This is a genomic window from Colwellia sp. C1TZA3, assembly GCF_007954265.1.
Classification (GTDB): domain Bacteria; phylum Pseudomonadota; class Gammaproteobacteria; order Enterobacterales; family Alteromonadaceae; genus Cognaticolwellia.
Genome location: NZ_VOLS01000050.1, coordinates 1 through 23454, shown reverse-complemented (window position 1 = coordinate 23454; position 23454 = coordinate 1). Strand labels below are relative to the sequence as shown.

The window sequence follows — 23454 nt, the reverse complement described above, 5'->3', positions numbered from 1 at the left end:
AAAGTACTTCATTTATCTAACTTTACACTCGCACTTTACGTTAACGTAAACTTATTGTAAAGTGTCCCATAAATAAAAAAGCGTGTTAACTTAGAGCAACAAGAATGAGTAACCATAATGAGCGATAAGAACCCAATCACCTACTCTATTGGCGAGTTAGCAAGAGAATTTGATATTACTACCCGTAGTATTCGTTTTTACGAAGACCAAGGTCTAATACTGCCAAACCGCAAAGGACAAACAAGAATATATAACCAACGAGATAGAGTTAGACTAAGGTTAATTCTACGGGGTAAGCGCTTAGGCTTTTCACTAGCAGAAACCGGTCGCTTGTTTGAACTTTACGATGCTGACACCTCAAGCGCAACGCAATTAATAACCATTATGGAATTGATTTCCAATAAAAAAAACGATTTAAATCAGCAATTAGAAGACATTAAAGCGGTGTTAATTGAATTAACTGGCTTAGAGAAAAATTGCCAAAATGCCTTAGCGCTTATTGAGAAATAACCGTTAGTCAATCAATAGGCAGTAATAGATAAAAGCGCTAAGTCGCGTGACAAATAAAGTAATAGCTAACGTGATAATAAATGCGTTAACACGACAAACCATTATTAAAGGTACTACTATGATTTCTACTTTCTCATCAATGAATTTTAACCTAGGTGAAACCGTTGACATGATCCGCACTTCGGTAAACGCTTTTGCTCGTGATGAAATTGCTCCTCGTGCAGCACAGGTTGATAAAGATAACGAATTCCCCATGGACTTATGGCGCAAATTTGGTGACCTAGGTTTGTTAGGCATGACAGTAGATGAACAATACGGTGGTTCTGGTTTAGGTTACTTAGCACACATGGTGGCTATGCAAGAAATCTCACGTGCTTCTGCCTCTGTTGGCCTAAGTTATGGCGCGATGTCTAATCTTTGTTTAAACCAATTAAATAAAAATGGTAGCCATGAACAAAAAGAAAAATATTTACCTAAACTGTGTAGCGGTGAACATATTGGTGCGCTAGCCATGTCAGAGCCAAACGCGGGTTCTGATGTGGTCAGCATGAAACTTACCGCCAAAAAACAAGGTGATAAGTACATTCTTAATGGCAACAAAATGTGGATCACTAACGGCCCTGATGCCAATGTTTTTATCATCTATGCAAAAACTGATACCAGTGCGGGTTCTAAAGGTATTACTGCCTTTATCGTTGAACGTGACTACCCGGGTTTTTCACGTCATCAAAAGCTTGATAAATTAGGTATGCGCGGCTCTAATACTTGTGAATTAGTCTTCCAAGATTGTGAAGTCCCTGCTGAAAACATTTTAGGCGGCGAAGGCAAAGGCGTTCGAGTATTAATGTCAGGCTTAGATTATGAACGCATCGTGTTAACTGGCGGCCCGCTAGGTATTATGGATGCTTGTATGGACTTAGTTGTACCTTACATTCATGACAGAAAGCAATTTGGCCAAGCCATTGGTGAATTTCAATTAATTCAAGGCAAAATAGCCGATATGTACACCCAAATGAATGCGGCTAAATCTTATGCCTACTTATGTGCAATGGCAGCAGATCGCGGTGAAACAACCCGTAAAGATGCCGCGGGTGTTATTTTATATTCAGCAGAACTGGCAACAAAAATGGCTTTAGACGCCATTCAATTACTTGGCGGTAACGGTTACATTAATGAATTCCCTGCTGGGCGTTTATTACGTGATGCTAAGTTATATGAAATTGGTGCTGGCACGTCAGAAATTCGCCGTATGCTAATCGGCCGCGAATTATTTAACGAATCAGTTTAGAAGCTGACTTTGGCTTTCTCCTTGCCAATAACGCGATTTTTTCATAAAAATACACCCGTAGATAATACCCCTACGTGCTTTTTATTAAACTTGTGCTACTGGCTTTGAGCTTAGCTAAAGATTAAAAAAACAAGCTATAAAATACTTCAGTGACTATTGCTGTTAAATACTCACCACTCATGACATGACTTATTAGTTATCACATTGAGTATTAATGAGTCAAAAGCAATAACAATAGCCGCTGACAAAGCAAAAGATTAACAAAAAAAGGTTATAACGTGGCTAAGATAATATCGAAAATTAATCCCCGCAGCCCTGATTTCATCGAAAATGCTGCCCATATGCAACGACAAGTCGATGATTTAAAAGTTAAGTTAGCAGAAATAAAACTGGGTGGTGGTGAACGAAGTCGAGAACGTCATTTGTCACGTGGTAAATTATTACCTAGAGATCGGGTTTATGCCCTACTCGACCCGGGCTCTGCATTTCTTGAATTATCGCAATTAGCCGCCTTTGAAGTTTATGACGATAACGTTCCTGCTGCCGGTATTATCACAGGTATTGGTCGTGTTGGTGGTCAAGAGTGCCTTATTGTTGCTAATGACGCGACCGTAAAGGGAGGAACTTATTTCCCGTTAACGGTGAAAAAGCATTTACGTGCACAAACTATCGCACAAGAAAACAACTTACCTTGTATCTATTTAGTCGATTCAGGTGGTGCAAACTTACCGAATCAAGATGACGTTTTCCCCGATAAAGAACATTTTGGGCGTATTTTTTTCAACCAAGCTAATATGTCAGCGCAAAGCATTCCACAAATTGCGGTAGTAATGGGTTCATGTACCGCGGGTGGCGCTTATGTGCCTGCTATGGCTGATGAATCTATTATCGTCAAAGAACAAGGCACTATCTTCCTTGCCGGGCCACCATTAGTTAAAGCAGCAACCGGTGAAGTAGTTAGTGCTGAAGATTTAGGTGGCGCTGATGTGCATTGTCGTACCTCAGGGGTTGCCGACCACTATGCGCAAAATGATCACCACGCCTTAGAAATTGCTCGCAGCGCTATTGGTAATTTAAATCGCGTTAAACCCGTACAAATGGCGATTAAAGAAGTTGTTGAACCCGCTTATGCCACAGAAGAAGTTTATGGCATTGTCCCCAAAGACTCTCGCCAGCCTTATGATGTGCGTGAAATTATCGCCCGTGTGGTTGATGGCAGTGAATTTGACGAATTTAAAGCGCTTTATGGCACCACCTTAGTTTGTGGCTTTGCCCGAATTTATGGTTATCAAGTCGGCATTATTGCCAATAACGGCATTTTGTTTGGCGAATCTGCACAAAAAGGTGCGCACTTTATTGAGCTCTGTGCACAACGAAAAATTCCATTAGTATTTTTACAAAACATTACTGGCTTTATGGTCGGTCAACAATATGAAGCTGGCGGTATTGCCAAACATGGCGCAAAAATGGTCACCGCAGTGGCAACCGCACAAGTGCCTAAATTTACCATTTTAATTGGCGGTAGTTTTGGTGCCGGTAACTATGGTATGTGTGGCCGTGCTTACGACCCGCGCTTTCTTTTTATGTGGCCAAACTCACGTATCTCAGTAATGGGGGGTGAACAAGCGGCTGGCGTATTAGCCCAGGTTAAACGCGATCAAAAAGACCTTCGTGGTGAACAGTGGAGCGCAGAAGAAGAAGCAAACTTCAAGCAACCCATTATTGATGATTACGAACATCAAGGCCACCCATATTATGCCTCAGCACGTTTATGGGATGATGGTGTTATTGACCCGGCAGATACGCGTCAAGTGCTAGGTTTAGCCATTTCAGCGTCACTTAATAAACCGATAAAAGAGACCAAGTTTGGTCTCTTTAGAATGTAGGGGGTTGATGATGTTTTCATATAGCCAAATAAAAAGTCCTAGTGCACAAGTTTTGTTCGACGTTGACAGTTGCGGCGTTGCAACGGTCACCTTAAATAATCCTGATAAGCACAATGCCTTTGACGACAGTATTATTTTTGCACTAAATCAGCTGTTTCAGGCAATAGCGCAATGCCATGACATTAATGTCATGGTGTTAGCGTCAACCGGTAAAAGCTTTTCTGCCGGTGCAGATTTAGGCTGGATGCAGCGCATGGCATCTTACTCTTATGAAGAGAATTTGTTGGACGCTAACGCCCTCGCCCAAATGTTAAAAAGTCTTAACTTTTTACCACAGCCAACCATTGCTAAAGTACAAGGTGCTGCTTTTGGCGGTGCTGTTGGGCTAGCAAGTTGTTGCGATATTGTGCTTGCCAGCGATAAAGCCAGTTTTTGTTTAAGTGAAGTAAAATTAGGCTTAATTCCTGCCACCATTAGTCCTTATGTGGTTAACGCAATCGGCCAGAAAGCCAGCAGACGTTATTTTCAAACAGCTGAGCGATTTTTTGCTGACAAAGCACAGCAAATTGGTTTAGTTGATGAAATATACCCGTTAACCGGATTAGATAGCGCGGTTACTAAAATGGTAAGCACACTATTAGCCAATGGACCCCTAGCGGTGCGACAAGCAAAACAGCTAGCCTTTGATGTAGCTTACCAAGATATTGACGAAGCTCTGATTAAAAATACCAGTGAACGTATTGCAGCCATTCGTGTTTCCACAGAAGGTCAAGAAGGCCTAACAGCATTTTTTGAAAAGCGCCAACCTGCTTGGCAAGCCGAGTCAAAAAATTCAGCCAAGCCAACAACATCAACAAATAAAGGCGAAGGATAAAATTTATGTTTACTAAAATACTAATTGCCAACCGTGGTGAAATCGCCTGCCGTGTTATTAAAACCGCACGAAAAATGGGCATATTAACCGTCGCAGTTTATTCTGATGCTGATGTTGACTCATTACACGTTAATATGGCCGATGAAGCGATCCATATTGGTGCTTCACCTTCACGCGAAAGTTACTTGTTATCCGAAAAAGTGATTGCAGCTGCGAAACGTACCGGCGCACAAGCTATTCACCCAGGTTACGGCTTTCTTTCTGAAAATGCTGATTTTTGTCGTATGTGTACCAAAGCAGGTATTACCTTTATTGGCCCACCGGTTGCTGCTATTGAAGCTATGGGCTCAAAATCAGCCGCTAAAAATATCATGGAAAAGGCACAAGTGCCTTTAGTGCCTGGTTATCACGGTGATGACCAATCGATGGCTGTGATCAAAAAAGCTGCTGACGATATGGGCTATCCCGTATTACTCAAAGCTACCGCTGGCGGTGGTGGTAAAGGTATGCGTCAAGTTTGGCATGAAGACGAGTTTGCTGAAGGATTTGCCGCCGCTAAACGCGAAGCAAAATCATCTTTTGGTGATGATAGAATGCTGGTTGAAAAGTACTTAACTCAGCCTCGTCATGTTGAAATTCAAGTATTTTGTGATAATCATCAAAACGCTGTCTACCTTTTCGAGCGCGATTGCTCAGTACAACGTCGTCATCAAAAAGTCATTGAAGAAGCGCCAGCCTTTAGCATGAGCGAAGAGCTACGCGCACAAATGGGTGAGTCTGCGATAAAATCGGCTCAGGCTATTGGTTATCAAGGCGCGGGTACGGTTGAATTTTTACTCGATGTGGATGGTTCATTTTACTTTATGGAAATGAATACCCGTTTACAAGTAGAGCACCCGGTGACTGAATTAATCACCGGTCAAGATCTGGTTGAATGGCAATTACGTGTAGCAGCTGGTGAAGTTTTACCTAAAGCTCAGCACGAACTGAAAATTAATGGCCATGCTTTTGAAGCACGTATATACGCTGAAGATCCTAATAACGACTTTTTACCCGCCACTGGCACCCTAGACTTTTTACAACCCCCTGTTGAAAGTGAATTTGTTCGGGTAGATACTGGTGTTCGCCAAGGTGATGAAGTGAGCGTGTTTTACGATCCTATGATTGCAAAATTAATTGTTTGGGATGAAAACCGTGAAAAAGCCTTGCAGCGCCTAGCGAAAGCCTTGTCGGAGTATCGTATTAATGGCGTAACAACCAATATCGATTTTCTTTATAATTTAGCCACTTGTGCGCCGTTTGTTAACGCCGATATCGACACCAGCTTTATTGAAAAAAACCAAGCGATAATATTCCATGACAGCGAACAATCACTGGCTGGCGAATTACCCATGGCGGCACTTTATTTAGTGCTATCGCAAGCACAGCAAGCAAAAGCAAAAGCCGCTAAAACCAACGACCCATTTTCACCTTGGAATATGACCAATGCTTGGCGCTTAAATGAAGCAAATATTCATCACATGATATTGGCGCATAACGGCAGTGAATACCCAATTATTGTTGAGCAAAAGCGTCAAGGTAGCGGTAGTTATTACTTAATCTCAGTTGATGGCCAAACCGTTGACTGTCAAGGTCGTATTGAAAACGACACTTTATACGCTAGTATTGATGGCTATCGCAGTCATACAACCATTGCACAGAATGCTCACCAAATTAGCCTTTATCATCAAAATGGCGTGTTTAACTTTACCCATGTTTTGCCTGACTGTGGCGATAATAGTGCTGATGATAACCATGGTGGTTTACTTGCACCCATGAACGGCACTATGGTGTCGGTATTAATAAAAGCTGGCGACAGCGTTACGGCAGACCAACCCTTGATGATTATGGAAGCGATGAAAATGGAACATACCATTCGCGCGCCAAGTAAGGGGGTGGTTGATGCTATTTATTATAACGATGGTGATATGGTTGACGGTGGTGCTGAATTACTCGCCTTTACTGCAGAGGAGGCATAATGGCCGATAACATTAACTCTTTATGGCCAACCTCAGTAAAAATAGTTGAAGTAGGTCCACGTGATGGCCTACAAAATGAAAAAGGTCAGATTAGCGCCGAAGATAAAATAGCGTTAATTGAAAAGTTAGCCGACGCCGGTGTCAGCTACATTGAAAGTGGCAGCTTTGTCTCCCCTAAATGGGTGCCACAAATGGCAACCTCTAGCGATGTTTTCAACGGTATTAAGCGTAAAATTGGCGTTACTTACGCCGCATTAACGCCTAACATGAAAGGCTTTGAAGCGGCAATGGCGGTGAATGCCAATGAAGTCGCTATTTTTGGCGCAGCATCAGAAGCCTTTAGTCAAAAAAATATTAATTGCTCGATTGATGAAAGTTTGCAACGTTTTGAGTCCATTATGCAAGCCGCGAAAGCCGCAAACATTCGCGTACGTGGCTATGTATCATGTGTCGTTGGCTGTCCTTACGATGGTGATATTGCAGCAGAAAAAGTAGCCGAAGTTGCAGAAAAGTTATATAAAATGGGCTGTTACGAAATATCACTTGGCGACACCATTGGTGTTGGTACACCAGCGAGTGTCCAAAAAATGTTACAGGCTGTTATTACTAAGGTACCAGTTGAAAAATTAGCTGTGCACTTTCATGATACTTATGGCCAAGCTTTGACCAACATTTACGCGGCGCTTGCTATGGGCGTAAAGGTAGTCGATAGTGCTATTGCAGGTCTTGGTGGTTGCCCATATGCTAAGGGTGCATCAGGTAATGTCGCCACTGAAGACGTATTATATATGCTCAATGGTTTAGGTATAAACACTGACATTGATTTTGCCCAATTACTGGCTGCAGGATGGTTTATTAGCGACAAATTAGGTAAGGCACCGTTATCAAAAGTGTCGATAGCCTATCGTGCAAAATAACTCCTATACCCTTGTAATTAAAGCTATTGTGTAAACTAAAAAACAACTGGCGTTGATCATGAATATTACCAACATCAGCGAATGAAAATATAAATTAAACATTAATATTGAGGAGCGAATAATGGCAGGATTTGACAAAGTAGTGTCAAGCTATGAAGAAGCAATGGCCGGTCTTGAAGACGATATGACCGTAATTGCTGGTGGCTTTGGTTTATGTGGTATTCCTGAAAATTTAATACGCGAAATTCAACGCAAAGGTACTAAAGGCTTAACCGTTGTTTCAAATAACTGCGGTGTAGACGATTTCGGTCTTGGTATTTTACTGCCTGACCGTCAAATCAAAAAAATTATCGCCTCTTACGTCGGTGAAAATGCCGAATTCGAACGTCAGATGATGAACGGTGAGCTCGAAGTTGAATTAACACCACAAGGCACCTTAGCAGAAAAAATGCGTGCTGGCGGTGCGGGTATTCCGGCTTTCTTTACCGCAACAGGTTATGGCACACCCGTAGCTGAAGGCAAAGAAGCACGTGAATTTGACGGCCGGCATTACATTTTAGAACCGGCGATTAAAGGCGATTTTGCGCTTGTAAAAGCGTGGAAAGCTGATCGTTATGGCAACTTAGTGTTTAGAAAAACCGCGCGCAACTTCAATCCTATGGCGGCAACGGCAGGTAAAATAACCGTGGTAGAAGTAGAAGAAATTGTAGAACCAGGTGAATTAGACCCTGATCACATTCATACGCCGGGTATTTATGTTAATCGCTTAATTTTGGGTACATTCGAAAAACGCATTGAACAGCGTACTGTTCGATGCGACTCAGAATAATCAGTGTTAGTAAGGAGTAATTTATGGCTTTAACAAGAGAACAACTAGCACAACGGGTAGCACAAGAATTACAAGACGGCTACTACGTTAACTTAGGTATCGGTATTCCTACCTTAGTGGCAAACTACATTCCCGAAGGGATGGAAGTTATGCTCCAATCTGAAAACGGCTTACTCGGTATGGGACAATTTCCCACCGAAGCAGAAATTGACGCCGATTTGATCAACGCCGGTAAACAAACAGTGACGATGGCAAAAGGTGCATCAATTTTTGATTCCGCAGAATCATTTGCTATGATCCGTGGTGGTCATGTTGATTTAACCGTTTTAGGCGCTTTTGAAGTTGATGTAAATGGTAATATTGCCTCGTACATGATCCCAGGTAAGTTAATTAAAGGTATGGGCGGTGCAATGGATTTAGTTGCCGGTGCTGATAATATTATTGTCACCATGACCCATGCCTCGAAACATGGCGTGTCTAAACTGTTAAGTAATTGTACGCTACCGTTAACCGGTAAAGGCTGTATTAAAAGGGTCTTAACTGACTTGGCTTTTATTGAAATTAAAAATGGCAAGTTTTACTTATTAGAGCGTGCACCTGGCGTGTCAGTCGCAGAAATAATTTCATTAACGGAAGGTGAACTTGTCGTTGAAGGCGACGTGCCTGAGATGCAATTATAAAGCGATAACAAGCAGTTGATAAATAACTTATAAAATAGATATATACTCACAGGGGCTACGGCCCCTTTTTAGTACTTTATTTATAAAAAAATTAAGTCTACCGGCCATCAAATACTAACAAGCTGTAACCGTCGGGTTGCAATTAACTGAGACTTTAGTGATAATTGCACTGACGAAGAAAAGGCAAAACACGCGAAAACGTGTTACGCAAAACCACCGGTCTAAGGATAATACTCTATTTATCTACGACAGCGGAGTCACCGTGTTATTAGGTACATCCTGTGGTTTTTTCTTTTATTAACTCTAGTTGTGTTATAAAAGGTTATTAAAATGAAAAAATTATTACTAGTTACCACCATTACGGCTTTAACGATGACGTCTATTGTCACGGCGCCAAAAGCGCAAGCCACCAACATTGCACTAAGTGTATGTGAGTATGTTGCCGCAGACGACAAAAGACGTATGCGTTCATTCTTGAGAACGAAAAGATTAAAAATTCGTAATATCTTCTCAGAGATTAAGTGTAACGGTCAAAACTTGTTAGAGTTTGCAGCTACCAATGGCTCAGTTGAAACAGGCTCTTTAATGATTAGTAAATTACCAAAGCAAATTGTTTCTGATAACTTAGCACTTATTCAAAATGGCTCGCAACTATTAATCGACGCTGCAAACGAACGCGTTAGCAGCTAGAGACTTATTTTCCTGTAGGCGTTTATATTTAATGTTTTACTAGTGAATAATTTTTGTGTCGTTAGAAGGCTAGCATTTGCTGGCCTTTTTTCTATTAATTTTCCCCCACAAGCAAGTATTATGTATTTCAACTAGCCACCCTAGAAAAAACTGATTAAAATCACGCCCAACTTCAATAACATCGGTTTAATTAATGACGAATAAACGCAGCTACATTAACAGCAATAACGCTTTAGTATTAACCGGTGGAGGTGCACGTGCCGCCTATCAGGTCGGAGTTTTATCTGCAATAGCTAAGTTTATGCCACGCAATCATGGTGTACCTTTTCCGATTATTTGTGGTACTTCAGCAGGTGCTATCAACTCAACCGCATTAGCTTGTTATGCTTCCTGTTTTCAATTAGCGGTGAAAAAATTGGAGTGGGTCTGGAAAAATCTCGATCCTGAAAGAATCTATCATACGGATCCGATGCGTGTGTCTAGGCACTTAATCGGTGGTGTTTTAGGCAACTTTCAGGCAGATTATGCCAATAAAAGTGCCCGAAGCTTATTAAACAATGCACCACTTCGGCAACTACTTGAAACTGTGGTAGATTTTAGCCGCATAGATACCAATATTAGGCGCGGTTATCTCTCAGCAGTATCGGTGACAGCCTCAAGTTATTCTAGCGGTGACTCCATCAGTTTTTTTCAATCAGAAGCGTCTATTTCACCTTGGTTTAGATCAAAACGACGGGGCGAGCCTACGCAATTAAACAGCCAACATTTAATGGCATCAGCAGCCATTCCGTTAGTTTTTCCGTCAGAAAGAATACAACGCCATCATTTGGGCGATGGTTCAGTTCACCAGTTGTCTCCGTTAAGTCCTGCTATTCACTTAGGCGCCGAAAAAATATTTATTGTTGGTGTTGAACAACCAAAAGAACCACTTCATGCCGTTGAAAACAACCCACACCCACCAACAACAGCAGCAATCGCCAGTCACTTACTTGATTCTGTTTTCTCAGATACCCTACAAAGTGATATTGAGCGCATGGAGAGGGTTAACAACACCTTATCGCTAATTCCAGATGCAAAGAAAAAGAACATTACCGGTTTAAAAAACATTGAATCCTATCTGATCAATCCTAGTCATAACTTTAACAGTATTGCGGTAAAATATTACGATAAACTCCCCTTGTCAATTCGACTATTATTACGCAGCATGGGGATTAGCAATGACGCAGAATCTAGCTTAGTAAGCTACTTATTGTTTGAAAAAAACTACTGTAAAGAGTTAATAAACCTTGGCTTTAATGACGCGCTTGAGCAGGAAACTAAAATTCGCCAATTTCTTAATATCTAAAGCTTGGTCATTGAAAAGCCTGAACAACCTGTTGGTATAATACCAATCCCATTAAGTTATTGCTCACTTGTACTAGTTAAAATAGCTCAGGGCTGTGTTGCTCTCAATCCCAATAGCCAGCTATTGCTCAATCGAGCGCCTTACCTTGAGTTATACCAATCCCATTAAGTTATTGCTCACTTGTACTAGTTAAAATAGCTCAAGGCTGTGTTGCTCTCACTCCCAATAGCCGGCTATTGCTCAATCGAGCGCCTTACCTTAAGTTATTTTTCCTGCGCACAACAAGATCACAAACTTAATGGAACTGGTATAACAACTCATTCCTATCATTAAGTAAGCTAATGCCCTTCTTGGACAAAACGCTCTGCACGCTCTACCCGTCGAGGTTTACCACGGACAATCAAAGTATCTTGTGATTGTAATATCGTCTCAACATCAGGCTCTTCACTTTCAATGTTATTGCGACGTAATGCGACAACAATCACGCGGCGCTCATCTAATTTTAATGAACCAATTGAATGGCCGTTAGCAAAGGAGTCATCGGCTAATATAATCGCATGCGCAAATTCAATGCGGTCAATACTATCAGGGCTCATATCAGTATGCTCGCCTTGAAAGAAGCCATGTAAATGGTTGTAATGGTTCTTGCGCTCTTTTTGTACACGGCGAACAATTCTAGAAAAAGGTACACCTGATAATGACAAAACTTGCGACACTAACATTAAACTGCCTTCTAGGCTCTCCGGAACCACTTCGTTTGCGCCCGCGGCATGTAATTCGTCTAACTGATCGTCGTTACGGGTACGTACTAAAATAGGCACGTTAGGGGATAAAGCACGCACTTTTTGAATAACATCCAGTGATTGTTTATCTTCACCAAAGGCAATAACAACCAGCTTAGCTTTTGATAACTGTGCAGCATGCAATAATTCAGCCTGCCTAGAGGAGCCAAAAAGTACGTTCTCACCGGCTTCTCTTGCTTTCGTTGTGCGCAGTGGGTCAATATCAATAGCGACAAAGTCGATCGACTCTTGTTTTAAAAAGCGACTAACGGTTTGTCCAATACGGCCAAAGCCGCAAATAATAACATGATTACTCAGTGTTGTACTTTGAGGTAATTCTTCTAGTGCTTGACTATCCAGTGGTTTTTCACGACTCAACCAAAGTGCCCAACTGCGCGCATGACTGATCATATAAGGCGTTATTGCCATACTTAGCACACCCGTACCTAGTAGAATAGACGCAGTCGTTTCAGGCAACACTTCAACTTGGCTAGCTAAAGCAATTAAAACAAAACCGAATTCCCCCATTTGCGCCAACATAATACCGGCAGCCCAAGCATCTTTAGAAGACTCTCCAGCACGTTTTGCTAGTAAAACAATCACCAGCACTTTAACCGCCATAAAACAGACTAACAGCGAAATAATGACCAAAGGAGAAGAGAAAACCACATTGATATTGAGCTTCATACCAACAGTAACAAAAAATAAACCCAATAAAATATCGCGATAAGGTCTAATGTCAGCCTCAAGCTGATGTTTATATTGGCTCTCTCCTAACATCATACCCGCTAAAAATGCCCCTAACGCCATCGAAAGGCCAAACCATTGGGTTAATGCTGATGCTACTAAGGTCACCAGTAATGTGGTTAATACAAACAATTCATCAGTTCTAACTTGAGCAACTACATTGAATAATCTCGGTAGTAGCCATTTGCCAGCAAATAATAATAGTGAAACAACAAATACCCCTTTAACTAGCGCAAACAATAACGCCATTATAAAAGAAGAATCACCACCTTGAGCTAATAAAGGGATAATAATTAACAAAGGTACTACGGCAACGTCTTGAAATAGCAGTACTGCTACAGACAATTGCCCTGATTTTTTCTTCATACCACCGTTTTCACTTAGCTGGCGAATAACAATAGCGGTGGAGGAAAGTGCTAATATGCCACCAATGGTTATTGCCGCATCAAGATTTTGCCCTAAAAACATCGCGACTAACATAAACAACACAAGTGAAATAATCACTTGTAAACTACCCACTGTCAGCACTAAATGCCGCATGGCAACTAATTTAGGTAATGAGAATTCAAGTCCAAGGGTGAAAAGTAGAAATACAATACCCAACTCAGCAAAATGTTCATAGTCAACATGCTCTTGAGCGATGGCTAAACCATGGTCACCCACCAGAACCCCTGCCACTAAATATGCCAAAATGGCTGGCAATTGTAAGCGCCTAAAAAGCCAAACAATTAAAACGGCACTGGACAATATAGCGAGTAATTCAAGGTGACTTGTCACATGTATTCCTTCTAAAGTGATAAATTGATAAATTGATAAATTGAAAATTACAGAGTAATTGCAGAATTGCGCTGGTTGATACACTTATTAATACCAATTTACTCACCAACGCATTCAAATGAGGCTGTAAAAACGCCAATTCAACAAGGTTAAATGCGTTTATGTAATATTAGTCTATTGAGTGTAACTTTGTACAGGCCGTTTTGTCTAAAGTATTTTATTATATTTTTATAAAAAAACGCTTAAAAACGGTTACTTAACTTAGTATTTAGACTTTAATTACCCTTTAAGAGCACATCAGTTAGGTAGCACCCTAAATGGCGTAAATTGACCATTTTAATTAAACCATTAATAAAAAAACTGTAGATTAAAATAGTAGGTATGCTTTTTGCTTTAGTTGATTAAAAGAAAAATTAAAAACTATAACGTCAAAAATTAGCTGGGAAAAACTATGCACACAGTCAATGTTGTTAATCACCCTAATTCAAAATTTAATGCCTTTACATTATTTCAACATAGTGAACAACAAAGCCAACGTAACTTAGCCTTGCTTGAGCAATTGCAAACCACATTAGATATAAAGCAGCTTATTAATATTTTCGCAATTGAAGTGGCAAAGTACCTTGATTTTGCGGGGATTTACTTTAAACATGCCGAGGTAAGTGCAACAGCTCGCGGCAGTCGTCAGGCTAAAGAAGCACGTCAATTCGAATTAAAACTCAATGGTCAGTTTTTTGGCATCATCACTTATGCTGTGAACATGCCTATAAGTATGGGCAATAATAAAATTTTGACTGAACTGCATCAGTTATTAATTAACCCTTTAAATAATGCCGTGCAATATCACCAAGCAATGCAATTAGCGATGCAAGACAGTTTAACTCAATTGGGCAACCGACGGTGTTTTGACGAACAAATTAAACGTGCCATGGCCCAAGCCACTCGCAGAGACAGTCGTGTTGGCTTAATTTTTTGTGATTTAAACAAGTTCAAAGCGATTAACGACTCTTTTGGCCATGCTATGGGCGATAATGTCTTAGTACACTTTGCCAAGGCATTACGCAAAAGTGTTCGAGATACTGATTGTGTTTTCCGCTTTGGCGGTGACGAGTTCGCGATTATAGTGGCCGATGCTACCGAACCGTCATTAACCGTCATCGAGCAAAGGGTTTACCACGCAATGTCGCAAGATATATTATTGGCAAAATATAACGTTACCAGTAGCTTAGGTTTGGCTTTCATGAAAAATTCTGATAACGTAACCCGTTTTTTACTTCGAGCAGATAAGGCGCTATATTCACAAAAAATGAATATGCCACGAAAGTTCAGTATAGTTTTCAAAAGCTAATTTAATCATTTTATTAGCTCAGCTTAAAATGGAGGTTTAAGAGGTTATAAACTCAGCACTAACTGAGTAGTGACAGCAATGAAATTTTTTAGCTAAACTCGCGTAACGCACGTGACTTTTCATTCGGTGTTGCACCGACATATAAGCGGCAAAACCTTACCGCTTTGGCAAAACTTTTTGGGCCAATTTTTGCCATTAATTGGCGTAAGAACCCCAGATCTAAAGAAAAATTAACACTATAATGTGTCATCGCCTGATCGATACTCGGATAACTCACACCGTCAAAGCAAAATGCTTGGTCTACATCTTCATTAATCATTTCAATGCCATTAAGTACTAACGGCCAACCACGAAAATTGACTCTGTCTCTTGCTACTTCGTACATAAACCAAGCACTTTTTTGAAAACCAGCAAAACTGCCCTCTTCAAAGCCAGCATTGGCTAATTCGTCTTGTGTCCAATTAAGTCCAATGGCGAGATCTTTACGATATTTTTCAATTAAATACACTTTAACACTTTGTTCAACTTGCCAAATACTCCGTACCTCGGCTTTGCTAGCCGCTCGCGCGCACTCTGCACAACTAGGTAAGGTTAATGGCGCATGCGAGCAGTCAAACACTAAATGTTGTGAGTGAGGAAAAGTAAAAGAGTGTCCTGCTGGCTCAGCACAAAACCAGCAGTGATGTCGATAGTTAAAGGGGACGTCGATATAAGTGTTATCAAACTGCATAAATATTAACCTGCGTTATTATCCAAGCACTTAAAAAGACTATTTACGTCTTTTATTGGCCGTTTTACTTACCGGGGCATTTTTTTGCGCTTTAGTTTTCTCTTTTGCTCTGCGTTTTGCTGCCGGTGTTGCTTCAGCCTTTTTACGCGCAACTAATTGATTTTTATCTTGCGTCGCTTTATAGCGGCTTTTCTTTAATGGCGCATCTTCTTTAGCGTCATAATGCGCAGGTAAAGGTCGGTCTACTTCATAACCCGGTACGACAATACGCTCAAACTTTCGCTCAATTAAGGCTTCAATATTATCAAGGAACTGCTCATCTTTAGGGCTAACCAATGATATCGCTGTACCTGATTTACCTGCTCGGCCTGTGCGGCCAATACGATGTACATAATCTTCAGGCAAGAAAGGTAAATGATAGTTCACCACATAAGGTAAGTTAGCAATATCAAGGCCACGCGCAGCTACATCAGTCGCGACTAAAACCCGCACACTGCCATCAACAAATTGCTCAAGCGCTTTGTTACGGGCACCTTGAGTTTTGTCACCATGACATAAAGCGGTTTTTATACCGTCGAGTTTCAGCTCATTCGCTAAAATATTGGCACTTTCTTTAGTACCGGCAAAAACTAACACTTGCTGCCAATTATTAACCCCAATAAGCTCAGACAAAAGCTCAGCTTTGCGGGTTTCAGACACCCAATAAACTGATTGCTTTACTTTACCCGAGGTAGAGTTTTGACGCGCTACTTCAATAGTTCTTGGGGTTTTAAGCACTTTCTTTGCCAGGGTTTTAACTTTATTTGAAAATGTTGCCGAAAACATCAACGTTTGGTGTTTGGCCTTGATCATCGCGACAATACGTTCAATATCGTTATAAAAACCCATATCTAGCATGCGATCAGCTTCATCAAGCACAAGGTATTGCACCTGCGATAAATCTAAGTTGCGTTGCTCAAGATGCTCAATTAAACGCCCCGGTGTTGCTACTAATACATCAACACCACTTTTAAGCATTTTAGTTTGTGGTGGCATATTAACACCACCAAAAACAACACCCGAGCGTAACGGCAAAAACTCACTATAAGTTGCTACATTTTTTGCAACTTGTGCGGCTAACTCACGCGTTGGCGTTAAAATTAACGCCTTAACTGTGGTTGTGGTGTCAAAACCATCAGCATTTGGCTTTACTTTTTTCGCTAAACTATCAAGAATTGGCAAAGTAAAAGCCGCTGTTTTTCCGGTTCCTGTTTGAGCACTAGCTAAAACATCAACACCGGTACGAATAACAGGAATAGCTTGTTGTTGAATCGGCGTTAAATTTTTATAACCGCATGCTTTTACCGCTTCTAGTAAATTAGCCGATAAACCTATTGCATCCACACTCATCACATCACCATTTCTGTATTATCGTAAAAAGCGCACTTACCTAAAAGCAGTACGCCAAAATATTAAGGCGCGCAGTATAGCAGTTTTATTAGCACATGCTTGTATTAAATCAATACCAATTTTAACTGTTACTTTTTATCCCAAATACCTTTGGTTAAATTAAAGCGTTGTTGCTCTTTTTCATCAGGCTGGTATGTCGGTAATAAGCCTTTATCTTGTTGGCTGTGATAGTCTTTAGTTATTTGCACCACTACTTTAGAAAGCATAAATAACGCCGTAACATTAAAAATAGTCATCAGTCCTGTCGACAAATCGGCTAAAGCGATCACTTCAGGTAAGGTCGCTACCGAGCCAAAAACTAACATCAATAGAAAACCAATACGTAAAAACCAGCGTCCGAGAAAATTATCCATATTTAAATACTTTAAATTATTATCGGCATAAGCGAAATTTGCCACTATCGAGGTAAAAGCAAACAGCAAAATGGCGATAGTGATAAAGTCACTGCCCCAAGCACCTACTTGATGGCTAAGAGCTTGTTGCGTTAGTTGAATGCCTTGCGCTTGGCTGCCAGTATCTTTAAAGAGTAAGATCAAAATTGCCGTACATGAACATATTACAATAGTGTCAAAAAACACGGCCAACATTTGAATGTAACCTTGAGAAACCGGATGTGGAGGAAAAGGCTCAGCGGCAGCAGCAGCATTGGGCGCGCTACCCATACCCGCTTCATTAGAATACAAACCACGTTTAACGCCTTGCACTATTGCCGCCCCCACCAGGCCACTCCCTGCTTCTTTTAAGCCCAATGCTGACGCAAAAATATCACTAATAATCATTGGCACTTTTTCAATATTTAAGCCAATAACACTAAGGCACACCAGTAAATAAAGTAAACCCATAAAAGGCACAGTCAGCTCAGCAAAACGCGCAATATTTTTTAAGCCACCAAAAATAATAAACCCTGCCGCTATGGTGATAACCATACCGGTATAAAGTGGATTAAAACCGTATGAGCCATTAAATGCACTAGTAATAGAATTTGCCTGCACCGCGCTAAACACAAAGCCATAACCAAAAAATAAACACAATGAAAAGGTGATAGCTAATTTTTTGTTTTTTAAACCTTTACTCATGTAATACGCGGGGCCACCACGAAAATTACCCAAGCTGTCGCGTTCTTTATAGAGCTGGCCTAGGGCACTTTCAGCAAATGCCGTTGCCATACCGACTAAAGCAATCAACCACATCCAAAAAATAGCACCAGCACCACCTAATGAAATAGCCACCGCTACCCCCATTAAGTTACCCGTACCAACACGGGCCGCCAGCGATGTACACAATGCTTGAAAAGAGGAAATGCCTTGGCTAGAGCTTTTGCGACTGGTCTTTAAAATAGTAAACATGTGAAAAAATCGAGTGATTTGTAACCCTTTCAAACGAAAAGTAAACCAGATCCCACAAGCGCTCAGCAGATAAATTAAAATACTGCCCCATAAATAACCGTTAATAGTGCCTACCCACAATTCAATGACACTGGGTTCAATTACACTTGGATCTACCACATTATTCTCCGAAGGTTCTATGCTTAGTAATAGCCAGCTTGGATAAGCGAAAACTATTCACTCTGCTTATGCTTAGCTATATTAAATTTGCTATTAATTATTTGTTGTTGGAAGAAAGTATTGTTTTGTTTTGTTATCAGATAAATTTTATCGACTAAAATTAAAAATTTTAGTCCCAACACATCAATGTTGGCTAATAATTCACCGACAAGACAACTGAACCTATTGATTGACTCAAAATGAGCTTAGTAATAATACTTACCGCTAATAGCTTAACAAAATTGCCTGCTAGATATATAACTTTATCCCGGTATTAGCGACTAAAATCAACGACCACTTACAGCATAAAAGGTGGTTATACCAGTTCCATTAAGTTTGTGATCTTGTTGTGCGCAGGAAAAATAACTCAAGGTAAGGCGCTCGATTGAGCAATAGCTGGCTATTGGGATTGAGAGCAACACAGCCTTGAGCTATTTTAACTAGTACAAGTGAGTAATAACTTAATGGGATTGGTATTAATCATTAGTAATCTTGCAGCAAAGCGGCGTTTTAAAATATTCTATGTTGTTGGATTTAATAAAAACCCATAAAAAATGCCAACAATTGCTTGTCGGCATTTTTAACATCACTTGTTTATTTAAGCTTTAATCTAGTAAATTACAACGCTTTAAATATTTTCTCAACTGAGTCTTTCGCATCTCCAAACAACATTTGAGTGTTGTCTTTAAAGAACAATGGATTTTGTACGCCAGCGTAACCGGTATTCATTGAACGCTTAAAAACGATAACATTTTTGGCGTGCCAAACTTCTAACACCGGCATACCAGCAATCGGGCTAGTCGGATCTTCTGCCGCTGCTGGGTTTACCGTATCGTTTGCACCAATGACTAACACCACATCAGTTTTAGCAAAGTCATCATTAATCTCGTCCATGCCTAAAACAATATCATAAGGCACTTTGGCTTCAGCTAATAAAACGTTCATGTGGCCCGGTAAACGACCCGCAACCGGGTGAATAGCAAAACGGACATCAATACCTTTAGCTTTTAAAGCTTGAGTCATCTCATAAACCGGATATTGTGCTTGCGCTACTGCCATACCGTAACCTGGTGCAATAATAACCGACTTGGCGCCGTTTAACATATCAGCAACCGATTCTGCCCCAATTTCAACGTGATCACCGTAATCGGTATCGGTGTCTATGACCACATTGGTACCAAAACCTCCAGCAATAACGCTGATAAAAGAGCGGTTCATTGCTTTACACATAATGTAAGAAAGAATAGCCCCTGATGACCCCACTAGTGCACCGGTAACAATTAACAAATCATTATTAAGCATGAAACCTGCTGCTGCTGCTGCCCAACCTGAATATGAATTGAGCATGGACACCACCACCGGCATATCTGCGCCACCAATTGAAGCGACTAAATGCCAACCAAAAACTAAAGCAATAAAGGCCATGATATACAAAGTATTATCACCACCGCCTTGCTGAACAAAAGTGACTAATAAAATGGCTGATATGACACCCGCCAGTAAATTTAACTTATGGCGCTGCGGTAACATTAATGCTGCTGAGTTAATAACACCTCGCAACTTACCAAACGCGACAATTGAGCCGGTAAAGGTGACCGAGCCAATAAATACCCCAAGAAACACTTCAACTAAATGAATATTAACCGCCATTTGCTGACTGTCAGTAAAGGTCGCCATTAGCGAATGGTCCATTTCAAAATAGCTATTAAAACCGACCAATACCGCTGCTAAACCGACAAAACTGTGCAATATTGCCACTAATTCTGGCATTTGGGTCATTTCAACTTTTTTTGCTAGCTGTAGGCCAATGATAGCGCCGATCACCATAGTCACTAAAATAATCCAAACATTATCAACACGAGGGTCGGCAATGGTCGCAATAAGCGCGATGGCCATACCGACAATACCATACCAATTGCCGGTTTCAGCGGTTTGTTGCTTGCTCAGTCCTGACAAGCTAAAAATGAACAATAACGCAGCAATAATGTAAGCTGCACTGATTAAACCTTGAGAAAATTCCATTAAAGTGTCCCCTATTTCCTAAACATTTTTAACATACGTTTAGTGACAACAAAGCCACCAACAATGTTGATAGTGGCAATAAGTATTGCGACACCGGCGAGCACTTGTATTAGTGGGTTACTATTGCCCACCTGGAGAATTGCCCCAACAATGATAATGCCAGAAATGGCATTTGTTACGCTCATCAGCGGGGTATGCAGTGAATGGCTGACATTCCATACCACGTTGTAACCAATAACACAGGCCAAAACAAAAACAGTAAAATGAGAGAGAAAATCCGCAGGAGCAACACTCGCAACCCAAGCAAACAGCAAGGCACCAGCAGCCATCAGGCTATATTTTTTAACTGGGCTCATCGGCGCTTTCACCTTAACCTCAGGCGCTTTAACTGCTTCAGTTTTAGGCTTAACAGGCGCGGCACTCACCTTAATAGCCGGTGGTGGAAAAGTAATTTCATTGGCTTTAACAACAGTCATATTACGAATAACGACATCGTCAAAATCAATCTTGATCATGCCATCTTTTTCTTTGCACAAGAGCTTGGCTAAGCTGACTAAATTATTGGCATATAATTGTGATGCTTGATTCGGCAAGCGAGAAACAAGATCGGTGTAACCAATTATTTTTACACCATTTTCATTAACCACTTTACCTGCTTGGGTTAATTCACAATTGCCACCACCCGCGGCCGCTAAATCAACAATAATACTGCCGGTTTTCATCGATTCAACCATTGCAGTTGTAATAAGCTTCGGCGCAGGTTTACCTGGGATCATCGCGGTGGTAATAATAATATCAACATCTTTTGCTTGTTCAGCAAACAAGGCCATTTCTGCATCAATAAAAGCTTTGCTCATCTCTTTTGCGTAACCATCACCAGAGCCTGTGTCTTCAGGCTCTTCGTAATCAAGCTCCAAAAATTCAGCGCCCATGCTTTCTATTTGTTCTTTAACTTCGGGTCGGGTGTCGAACGCTCGCACAATGGCCCCTAAGCTACTTGCTGTACCTATGGCGGCTAAACCAGCGACACCGGCACCAATAATCATCACTTTAGCAGGTGGCATTTTACCTGCAGCAGTTATTTGCCCGGTTAAAAAACGGCCAAACTGATGTGTCGCTTCAATAACGGCACGATAACCAGCAATGTTGGCCATCGAACTTAATGCGTCCATTGATTGACTGCGGGTCATTCTTGGCACCATTTCCATGGCTAAGGTGGTAATTTTTTTATCTTTTAACGCCGCTAAAATATCCTCATTTTGTGCAGGCGCAATAAAACCAACCAGATAAGCCCCCTCCTTCATGGCAACAATTTCGTCAAGCGTAGGAGGATTTACTTTAAAGATGATATCAGACTGCCAAACATCCTTCTTAACCGCAATATTGGCACCAGCATCAATAAATTCTTGATCTGTAAAGCTTGCTTTAGTGCCACAACCTTTTTGTATTTTCACCTCAAAACCAAGCTTGAGTAATGACACTACCGCGGTTGGCGCACTAGCGACTCGGTTTTCACCTGACAATGTTTCTTTCGGTATACCAATAATCATATATCACCTTTATTTACATATAAAACACCAAATAATAAGCTCAGCACATAGTCTTATGTGTTTAGCTTAATTACGAGGTATCTCATCCGACTGGACGTTAAAATTATTATTATTACTAACTACTTATAATGTTTTACCATTAATTGCTTAATCTTCATACACCAAGCTGGTTTATTTTCAGTATAACTTAAGCATTATAACTATAGCCTAAAGGTCTAATTTGCTCTCTAACCGGAATAGATTAGTATAGAGAGATACATTCAAGAAAAGGAAAAATAGATGATTTATCGATTGGCTGACTTAGTACCCGACTTAAATGAAAGCAATTTTATTGCCCCCAATGCCACACTCATTGGCGACGTTACCCTAGGTGAAAATACCAGTATCTGGTTTAACGTGGTTATTCGCGCCGACGTTGCCAGCATTAACATTGGTGAGAGTACCAATATTCAAGACGGTTCAATTTTACATGTTGACGCTCAATTCCCAATGTCTATAGGCCGTAATGTTACGGTCGGCCACAAAGTGATGCTACATGGCTGTACCATAGGAGAAAACACCCTAGTGGGCATGAATGCGGTGGTGCTCAATGGTGCTAATATTGGCAAAAATTGCTTAATTGGCGCCAATAGTTTAGTAACAGAGAACATGCAAGTGCCAGACGGACATCTAGTTTTAGGCTCGCCAGCTAAAATAATTAAAGCACTTGATGAATCAACCCAAGAGATGTTCACCAAATCAGCGCTACACTATGTTGAAAATGGCCAACGTTATTTAAAAGACTTAGCGCCAGTAACGTGATAGTTATTAGCAGCATCAATAGGCTTTAGTGAAATTTTTCACAACCTATTTTAGAGCAATACTAGCAGAGTATACGACACTTAGGCGTCTTAAGTTCAATCATCGACATAAGCCATAATGCATGTTTTATGTTGATGAACACTGTTTTAATAATGTTGGCCTGAATACTATTTGCCTTACATGCTATTTGTTTTAATACTATGGACTTTAATACCGCGGCTTTAATACTACGGCTTTAATAATACCCATTTCATTAATTAGTTGGTCTACTTTATAGACAGGAAAAACGACCCAATGTAAGGCATTTATTTTAATCACTCGTTGTTCAGGACAATAGTCGCCTGCATTGTCTAATAAGCGGCATCCATGCAGCGATAATGAGTAATAAATAACGCCGTAGTGGGTTGTTTTAACCAAGTGAAATGATCAGAAAATTAGTGAATTAGTGAGATTGGTCTAATACCAATTACATTAAATTTGTGATCTAATGGTAGTTATGAAATATATTACTAAAAAACAATTATCTGAGAAATTGGAGCTTATTAATTTAAAGGCACTTATTGCTCAAGAAACCAATGGCAGAATGAGAATTCGCCTATTAGCTTTATTGCACATTAAGGATGGAGCTGACAGAACTCAAGCTGCCAAACATGTAAAAGTAAGCAGG

The 23454-nt window shown here is 40.6% G+C and carries 18 protein-coding genes and 1 riboswitch; of the genes, 12 read left to right on the top strand and 6 right to left on the bottom strand.

What is annotated here, in order from left to right:
• The first annotated feature begins 117 nt into the window (after positions 1-117).
• The 10 genes from ESZ39_RS13650 (at position 118) to ESZ39_RS13605 (ending at position 11037) form a co-directional block, all read left to right on the top strand.
• The gene (locus ESZ39_RS13650) at positions 118-510 is read left to right on the top strand and encodes a MerR family transcriptional regulator (protein WP_146880456.1); all 393 of its coding nucleotides are present in this window, start codon (positions 118-120) and stop codon (positions 508-510) included.
• 118 nt (positions 511-628) lie between these two features.
• Positions 629-1798 (top strand): isovaleryl-CoA dehydrogenase, encoded by a 1170-nt coding sequence (locus tag ESZ39_RS13645; RefSeq protein WP_146880455.1) that lies wholly within the window; start codon positions 629-631, stop codon positions 1796-1798.
• Between the two features lie 278 nt (positions 1799-2076).
• A complete protein-coding gene (locus ESZ39_RS13640) occupies positions 2077-3684 on the top strand; it encodes a carboxyl transferase domain-containing protein (protein ID WP_146880454.1) in 1608 nt (535 codons plus the stop codon).
• A gap of 7 nt (positions 3685-3691) precedes the next feature.
• The gene (locus ESZ39_RS13635; protein ID WP_146880453.1) at positions 3692-4558 is read left to right on the top strand and encodes an enoyl-CoA hydratase/isomerase family protein; all 867 of its coding nucleotides are present in this window, start codon (positions 3692-3694) and stop codon (positions 4556-4558) included.
• Positions 4559-4563: 5 nt separating this feature from the next.
• Positions 4564-6576, top strand: a complete 2013-nt coding sequence (locus ESZ39_RS13630) for an acetyl/propionyl/methylcrotonyl-CoA carboxylase subunit alpha (protein ID WP_146880452.1) — start codon at positions 4564-4566, stop codon at positions 6574-6576.
• Positions 6576-7493: a hydroxymethylglutaryl-CoA lyase gene (locus tag ESZ39_RS13625; RefSeq protein ID WP_146880451.1), complete on the top strand. Its 918-nt coding sequence runs from the start codon at positions 6576-6578 to the stop codon at positions 7491-7493. The genes ESZ39_RS13630 and ESZ39_RS13625 overlap by 1 nt, the downstream gene beginning before the upstream one ends.
• Positions 7494-7614: 121 nt before the next feature.
• Positions 7615-8322, top strand: a complete 708-nt coding sequence (locus tag ESZ39_RS13620; RefSeq protein WP_146880450.1) for a CoA transferase subunit A — start codon at positions 7615-7617, stop codon at positions 8320-8322.
• A 23-nt stretch (positions 8323-8345) separates the two neighbouring features.
• Positions 8346-9002, top strand: a complete 657-nt coding sequence (locus tag ESZ39_RS13615; RefSeq protein ID WP_146880449.1) for a 3-oxoacid CoA-transferase subunit B — start codon at positions 8346-8348, stop codon at positions 9000-9002.
• Positions 9003-9174: 172 nt separating this feature from the next.
• A riboswitch (cyclic di-GMP riboswitch) is annotated at positions 9175-9267 on the top strand.
• Between the two features lie 65 nt (positions 9268-9332).
• Complete coding sequence (locus ESZ39_RS13610) at positions 9333-9692, top strand: DUF3718 domain-containing protein (protein WP_223270388.1); 360 nt, start codon at positions 9333-9335, stop codon at positions 9690-9692.
• 193 nt (positions 9693-9885) lie between these two features.
• Entirely contained in the window at positions 9886-11037 is a 1152-nt protein-coding gene (locus ESZ39_RS13605; protein ID WP_146880448.1) for a patatin-like phospholipase family protein, read from the top strand.
• 338 nt (positions 11038-11375) lie between these two features.
• On the opposite strand, the gene ESZ39_RS13600 is transcribed toward ESZ39_RS13605, so the two are convergent.
• On the bottom strand, positions 11376-13343 hold the full coding sequence (locus tag ESZ39_RS13600; RefSeq protein WP_146880447.1) for a monovalent cation:proton antiporter family protein: 1968 nt from the start codon (positions 13341-13343) through the stop codon (positions 11376-11378).
• 451 nt (positions 13344-13794) lie between these two features.
• Between ESZ39_RS13600 and ESZ39_RS13595 the strand changes: the two genes are divergently transcribed.
• A complete protein-coding gene (locus ESZ39_RS13595; protein WP_146880446.1) occupies positions 13795-14691 on the top strand; it encodes a GGDEF domain-containing protein in 897 nt (298 codons plus the stop codon).
• Positions 14692-14779: 88 nt separating this feature from the next.
• On the opposite strand, the gene ESZ39_RS13590 is transcribed toward ESZ39_RS13595, so the two are convergent.
• From ESZ39_RS13590 to ESZ39_RS13570, 5 genes are all read right to left on the bottom strand, one after another.
• Positions 14780-15421, bottom strand: a complete 642-nt coding sequence (locus tag ESZ39_RS13590; RefSeq protein WP_146880445.1) for a hypothetical protein — start codon at positions 15419-15421, stop codon at positions 14780-14782.
• Between the two features lie 39 nt (positions 15422-15460).
• A complete protein-coding gene (locus tag ESZ39_RS13585; RefSeq protein WP_146880444.1) occupies positions 15461-16810 on the bottom strand; it encodes a DEAD/DEAH box helicase in 1350 nt (449 codons plus the stop codon).
• 128 nt (positions 16811-16938) lie between these two features.
• Complete coding sequence (locus ESZ39_RS13580) at positions 16939-18375, bottom strand: alanine/glycine:cation symporter family protein (RefSeq protein WP_223270387.1); 1437 nt, start codon at positions 18373-18375, stop codon at positions 16939-16941.
• 657 nt (positions 18376-19032) lie between these two features.
• Positions 19033-20436 carry a Re/Si-specific NAD(P)(+) transhydrogenase subunit beta gene (gene pntB / locus ESZ39_RS13575; RefSeq protein ID WP_146880443.1) on the bottom strand — a complete coding sequence of 468 codons (1404 nt, stop codon included), beginning with the start codon at positions 20434-20436 and terminating at the stop codon, positions 19033-19035.
• A gap of 11 nt (positions 20437-20447) precedes the next feature.
• Positions 20448-21986 (bottom strand): Re/Si-specific NAD(P)(+) transhydrogenase subunit alpha, encoded by a 1539-nt coding sequence (locus ESZ39_RS13570; RefSeq protein ID WP_146880442.1) that lies wholly within the window; start codon positions 21984-21986, stop codon positions 20448-20450.
• A gap of 279 nt (positions 21987-22265) precedes the next feature.
• Here ESZ39_RS13570 and ESZ39_RS13565 point away from each other — a divergent pair, with 279 nt between their 5' ends.
• On the top strand, positions 22266-22787 hold the full coding sequence (locus ESZ39_RS13565; RefSeq protein ID WP_146880441.1) for a gamma carbonic anhydrase family protein: 522 nt from the start codon (positions 22266-22268) through the stop codon (positions 22785-22787).
• Positions 22788-23454 lie beyond the last annotated feature (667 nt).

Excerpts from the sequence above, each read along its gene's own strand:
- ESZ39_RS13630 (WP_146880452.1), top strand. The coding sequence starts at position 4,564 with ATGTTTACTAAAATACTAATTGCCAACCGTGGTGAAATCGCCTGCCGT.
- ESZ39_RS13650 (WP_146880456.1), top strand. The coding sequence starts at position 118 with ATGAGCGATAAGAACCCAATCACCTACTCTATTGGCGAGTTAGCAAGA.
- ESZ39_RS13595 (WP_146880446.1), top strand. The coding sequence starts at position 13,795 with ATGCACACAGTCAATGTTGTTAATCACCCTAATTCAAAATTTAATGCC.
- ESZ39_RS13570 (WP_146880442.1), bottom strand. The coding sequence starts at position 21,986 with ATGATTATTGGTATACCGAAAGAAACATTGTCAGGTGAAAACCGAGTC.
- ESZ39_RS13585 (WP_146880444.1), bottom strand. The coding sequence starts at position 16,810 with ATGAGTGTGGATGCAATAGGTTTATCGGCTAATTTACTAGAAGCGGTA.
- ESZ39_RS13605 (WP_146880448.1), top strand. The coding sequence starts at position 9,886 with ATGACGAATAAACGCAGCTACATTAACAGCAATAACGCTTTAGTATTA.
- ESZ39_RS13645 (WP_146880455.1), top strand. The coding sequence starts at position 629 with ATGATTTCTACTTTCTCATCAATGAATTTTAACCTAGGTGAAACCGTT.
- ESZ39_RS13610 (WP_223270388.1), top strand. The coding sequence starts at position 9,333 with ATGAAAAAATTATTACTAGTTACCACCATTACGGCTTTAACGATGACG.
- ESZ39_RS13625 (WP_146880451.1), top strand. The coding sequence starts at position 6,576 with ATGGCCGATAACATTAACTCTTTATGGCCAACCTCAGTAAAAATAGTT.
- ESZ39_RS13635 (WP_146880453.1), top strand. The coding sequence starts at position 3,692 with ATGATGTTTTCATATAGCCAAATAAAAAGTCCTAGTGCACAAGTTTTG.
- ESZ39_RS13615 (WP_146880449.1), top strand. The coding sequence starts at position 8,346 with ATGGCTTTAACAAGAGAACAACTAGCACAACGGGTAGCACAAGAATTA.
- pntB (WP_146880443.1), bottom strand. The coding sequence starts at position 20,436 with ATGGAATTTTCTCAAGGTTTAATCAGTGCAGCTTACATTATTGCTGCG.
- ESZ39_RS13565 (WP_146880441.1), top strand. The coding sequence starts at position 22,266 with ATGATTTATCGATTGGCTGACTTAGTACCCGACTTAAATGAAAGCAAT.
- ESZ39_RS13620 (WP_146880450.1), top strand. The coding sequence starts at position 7,615 with ATGGCAGGATTTGACAAAGTAGTGTCAAGCTATGAAGAAGCAATGGCC.
- ESZ39_RS13590 (WP_146880445.1), bottom strand. The coding sequence starts at position 15,421 with ATGCAGTTTGATAACACTTATATCGACGTCCCCTTTAACTATCGACAT.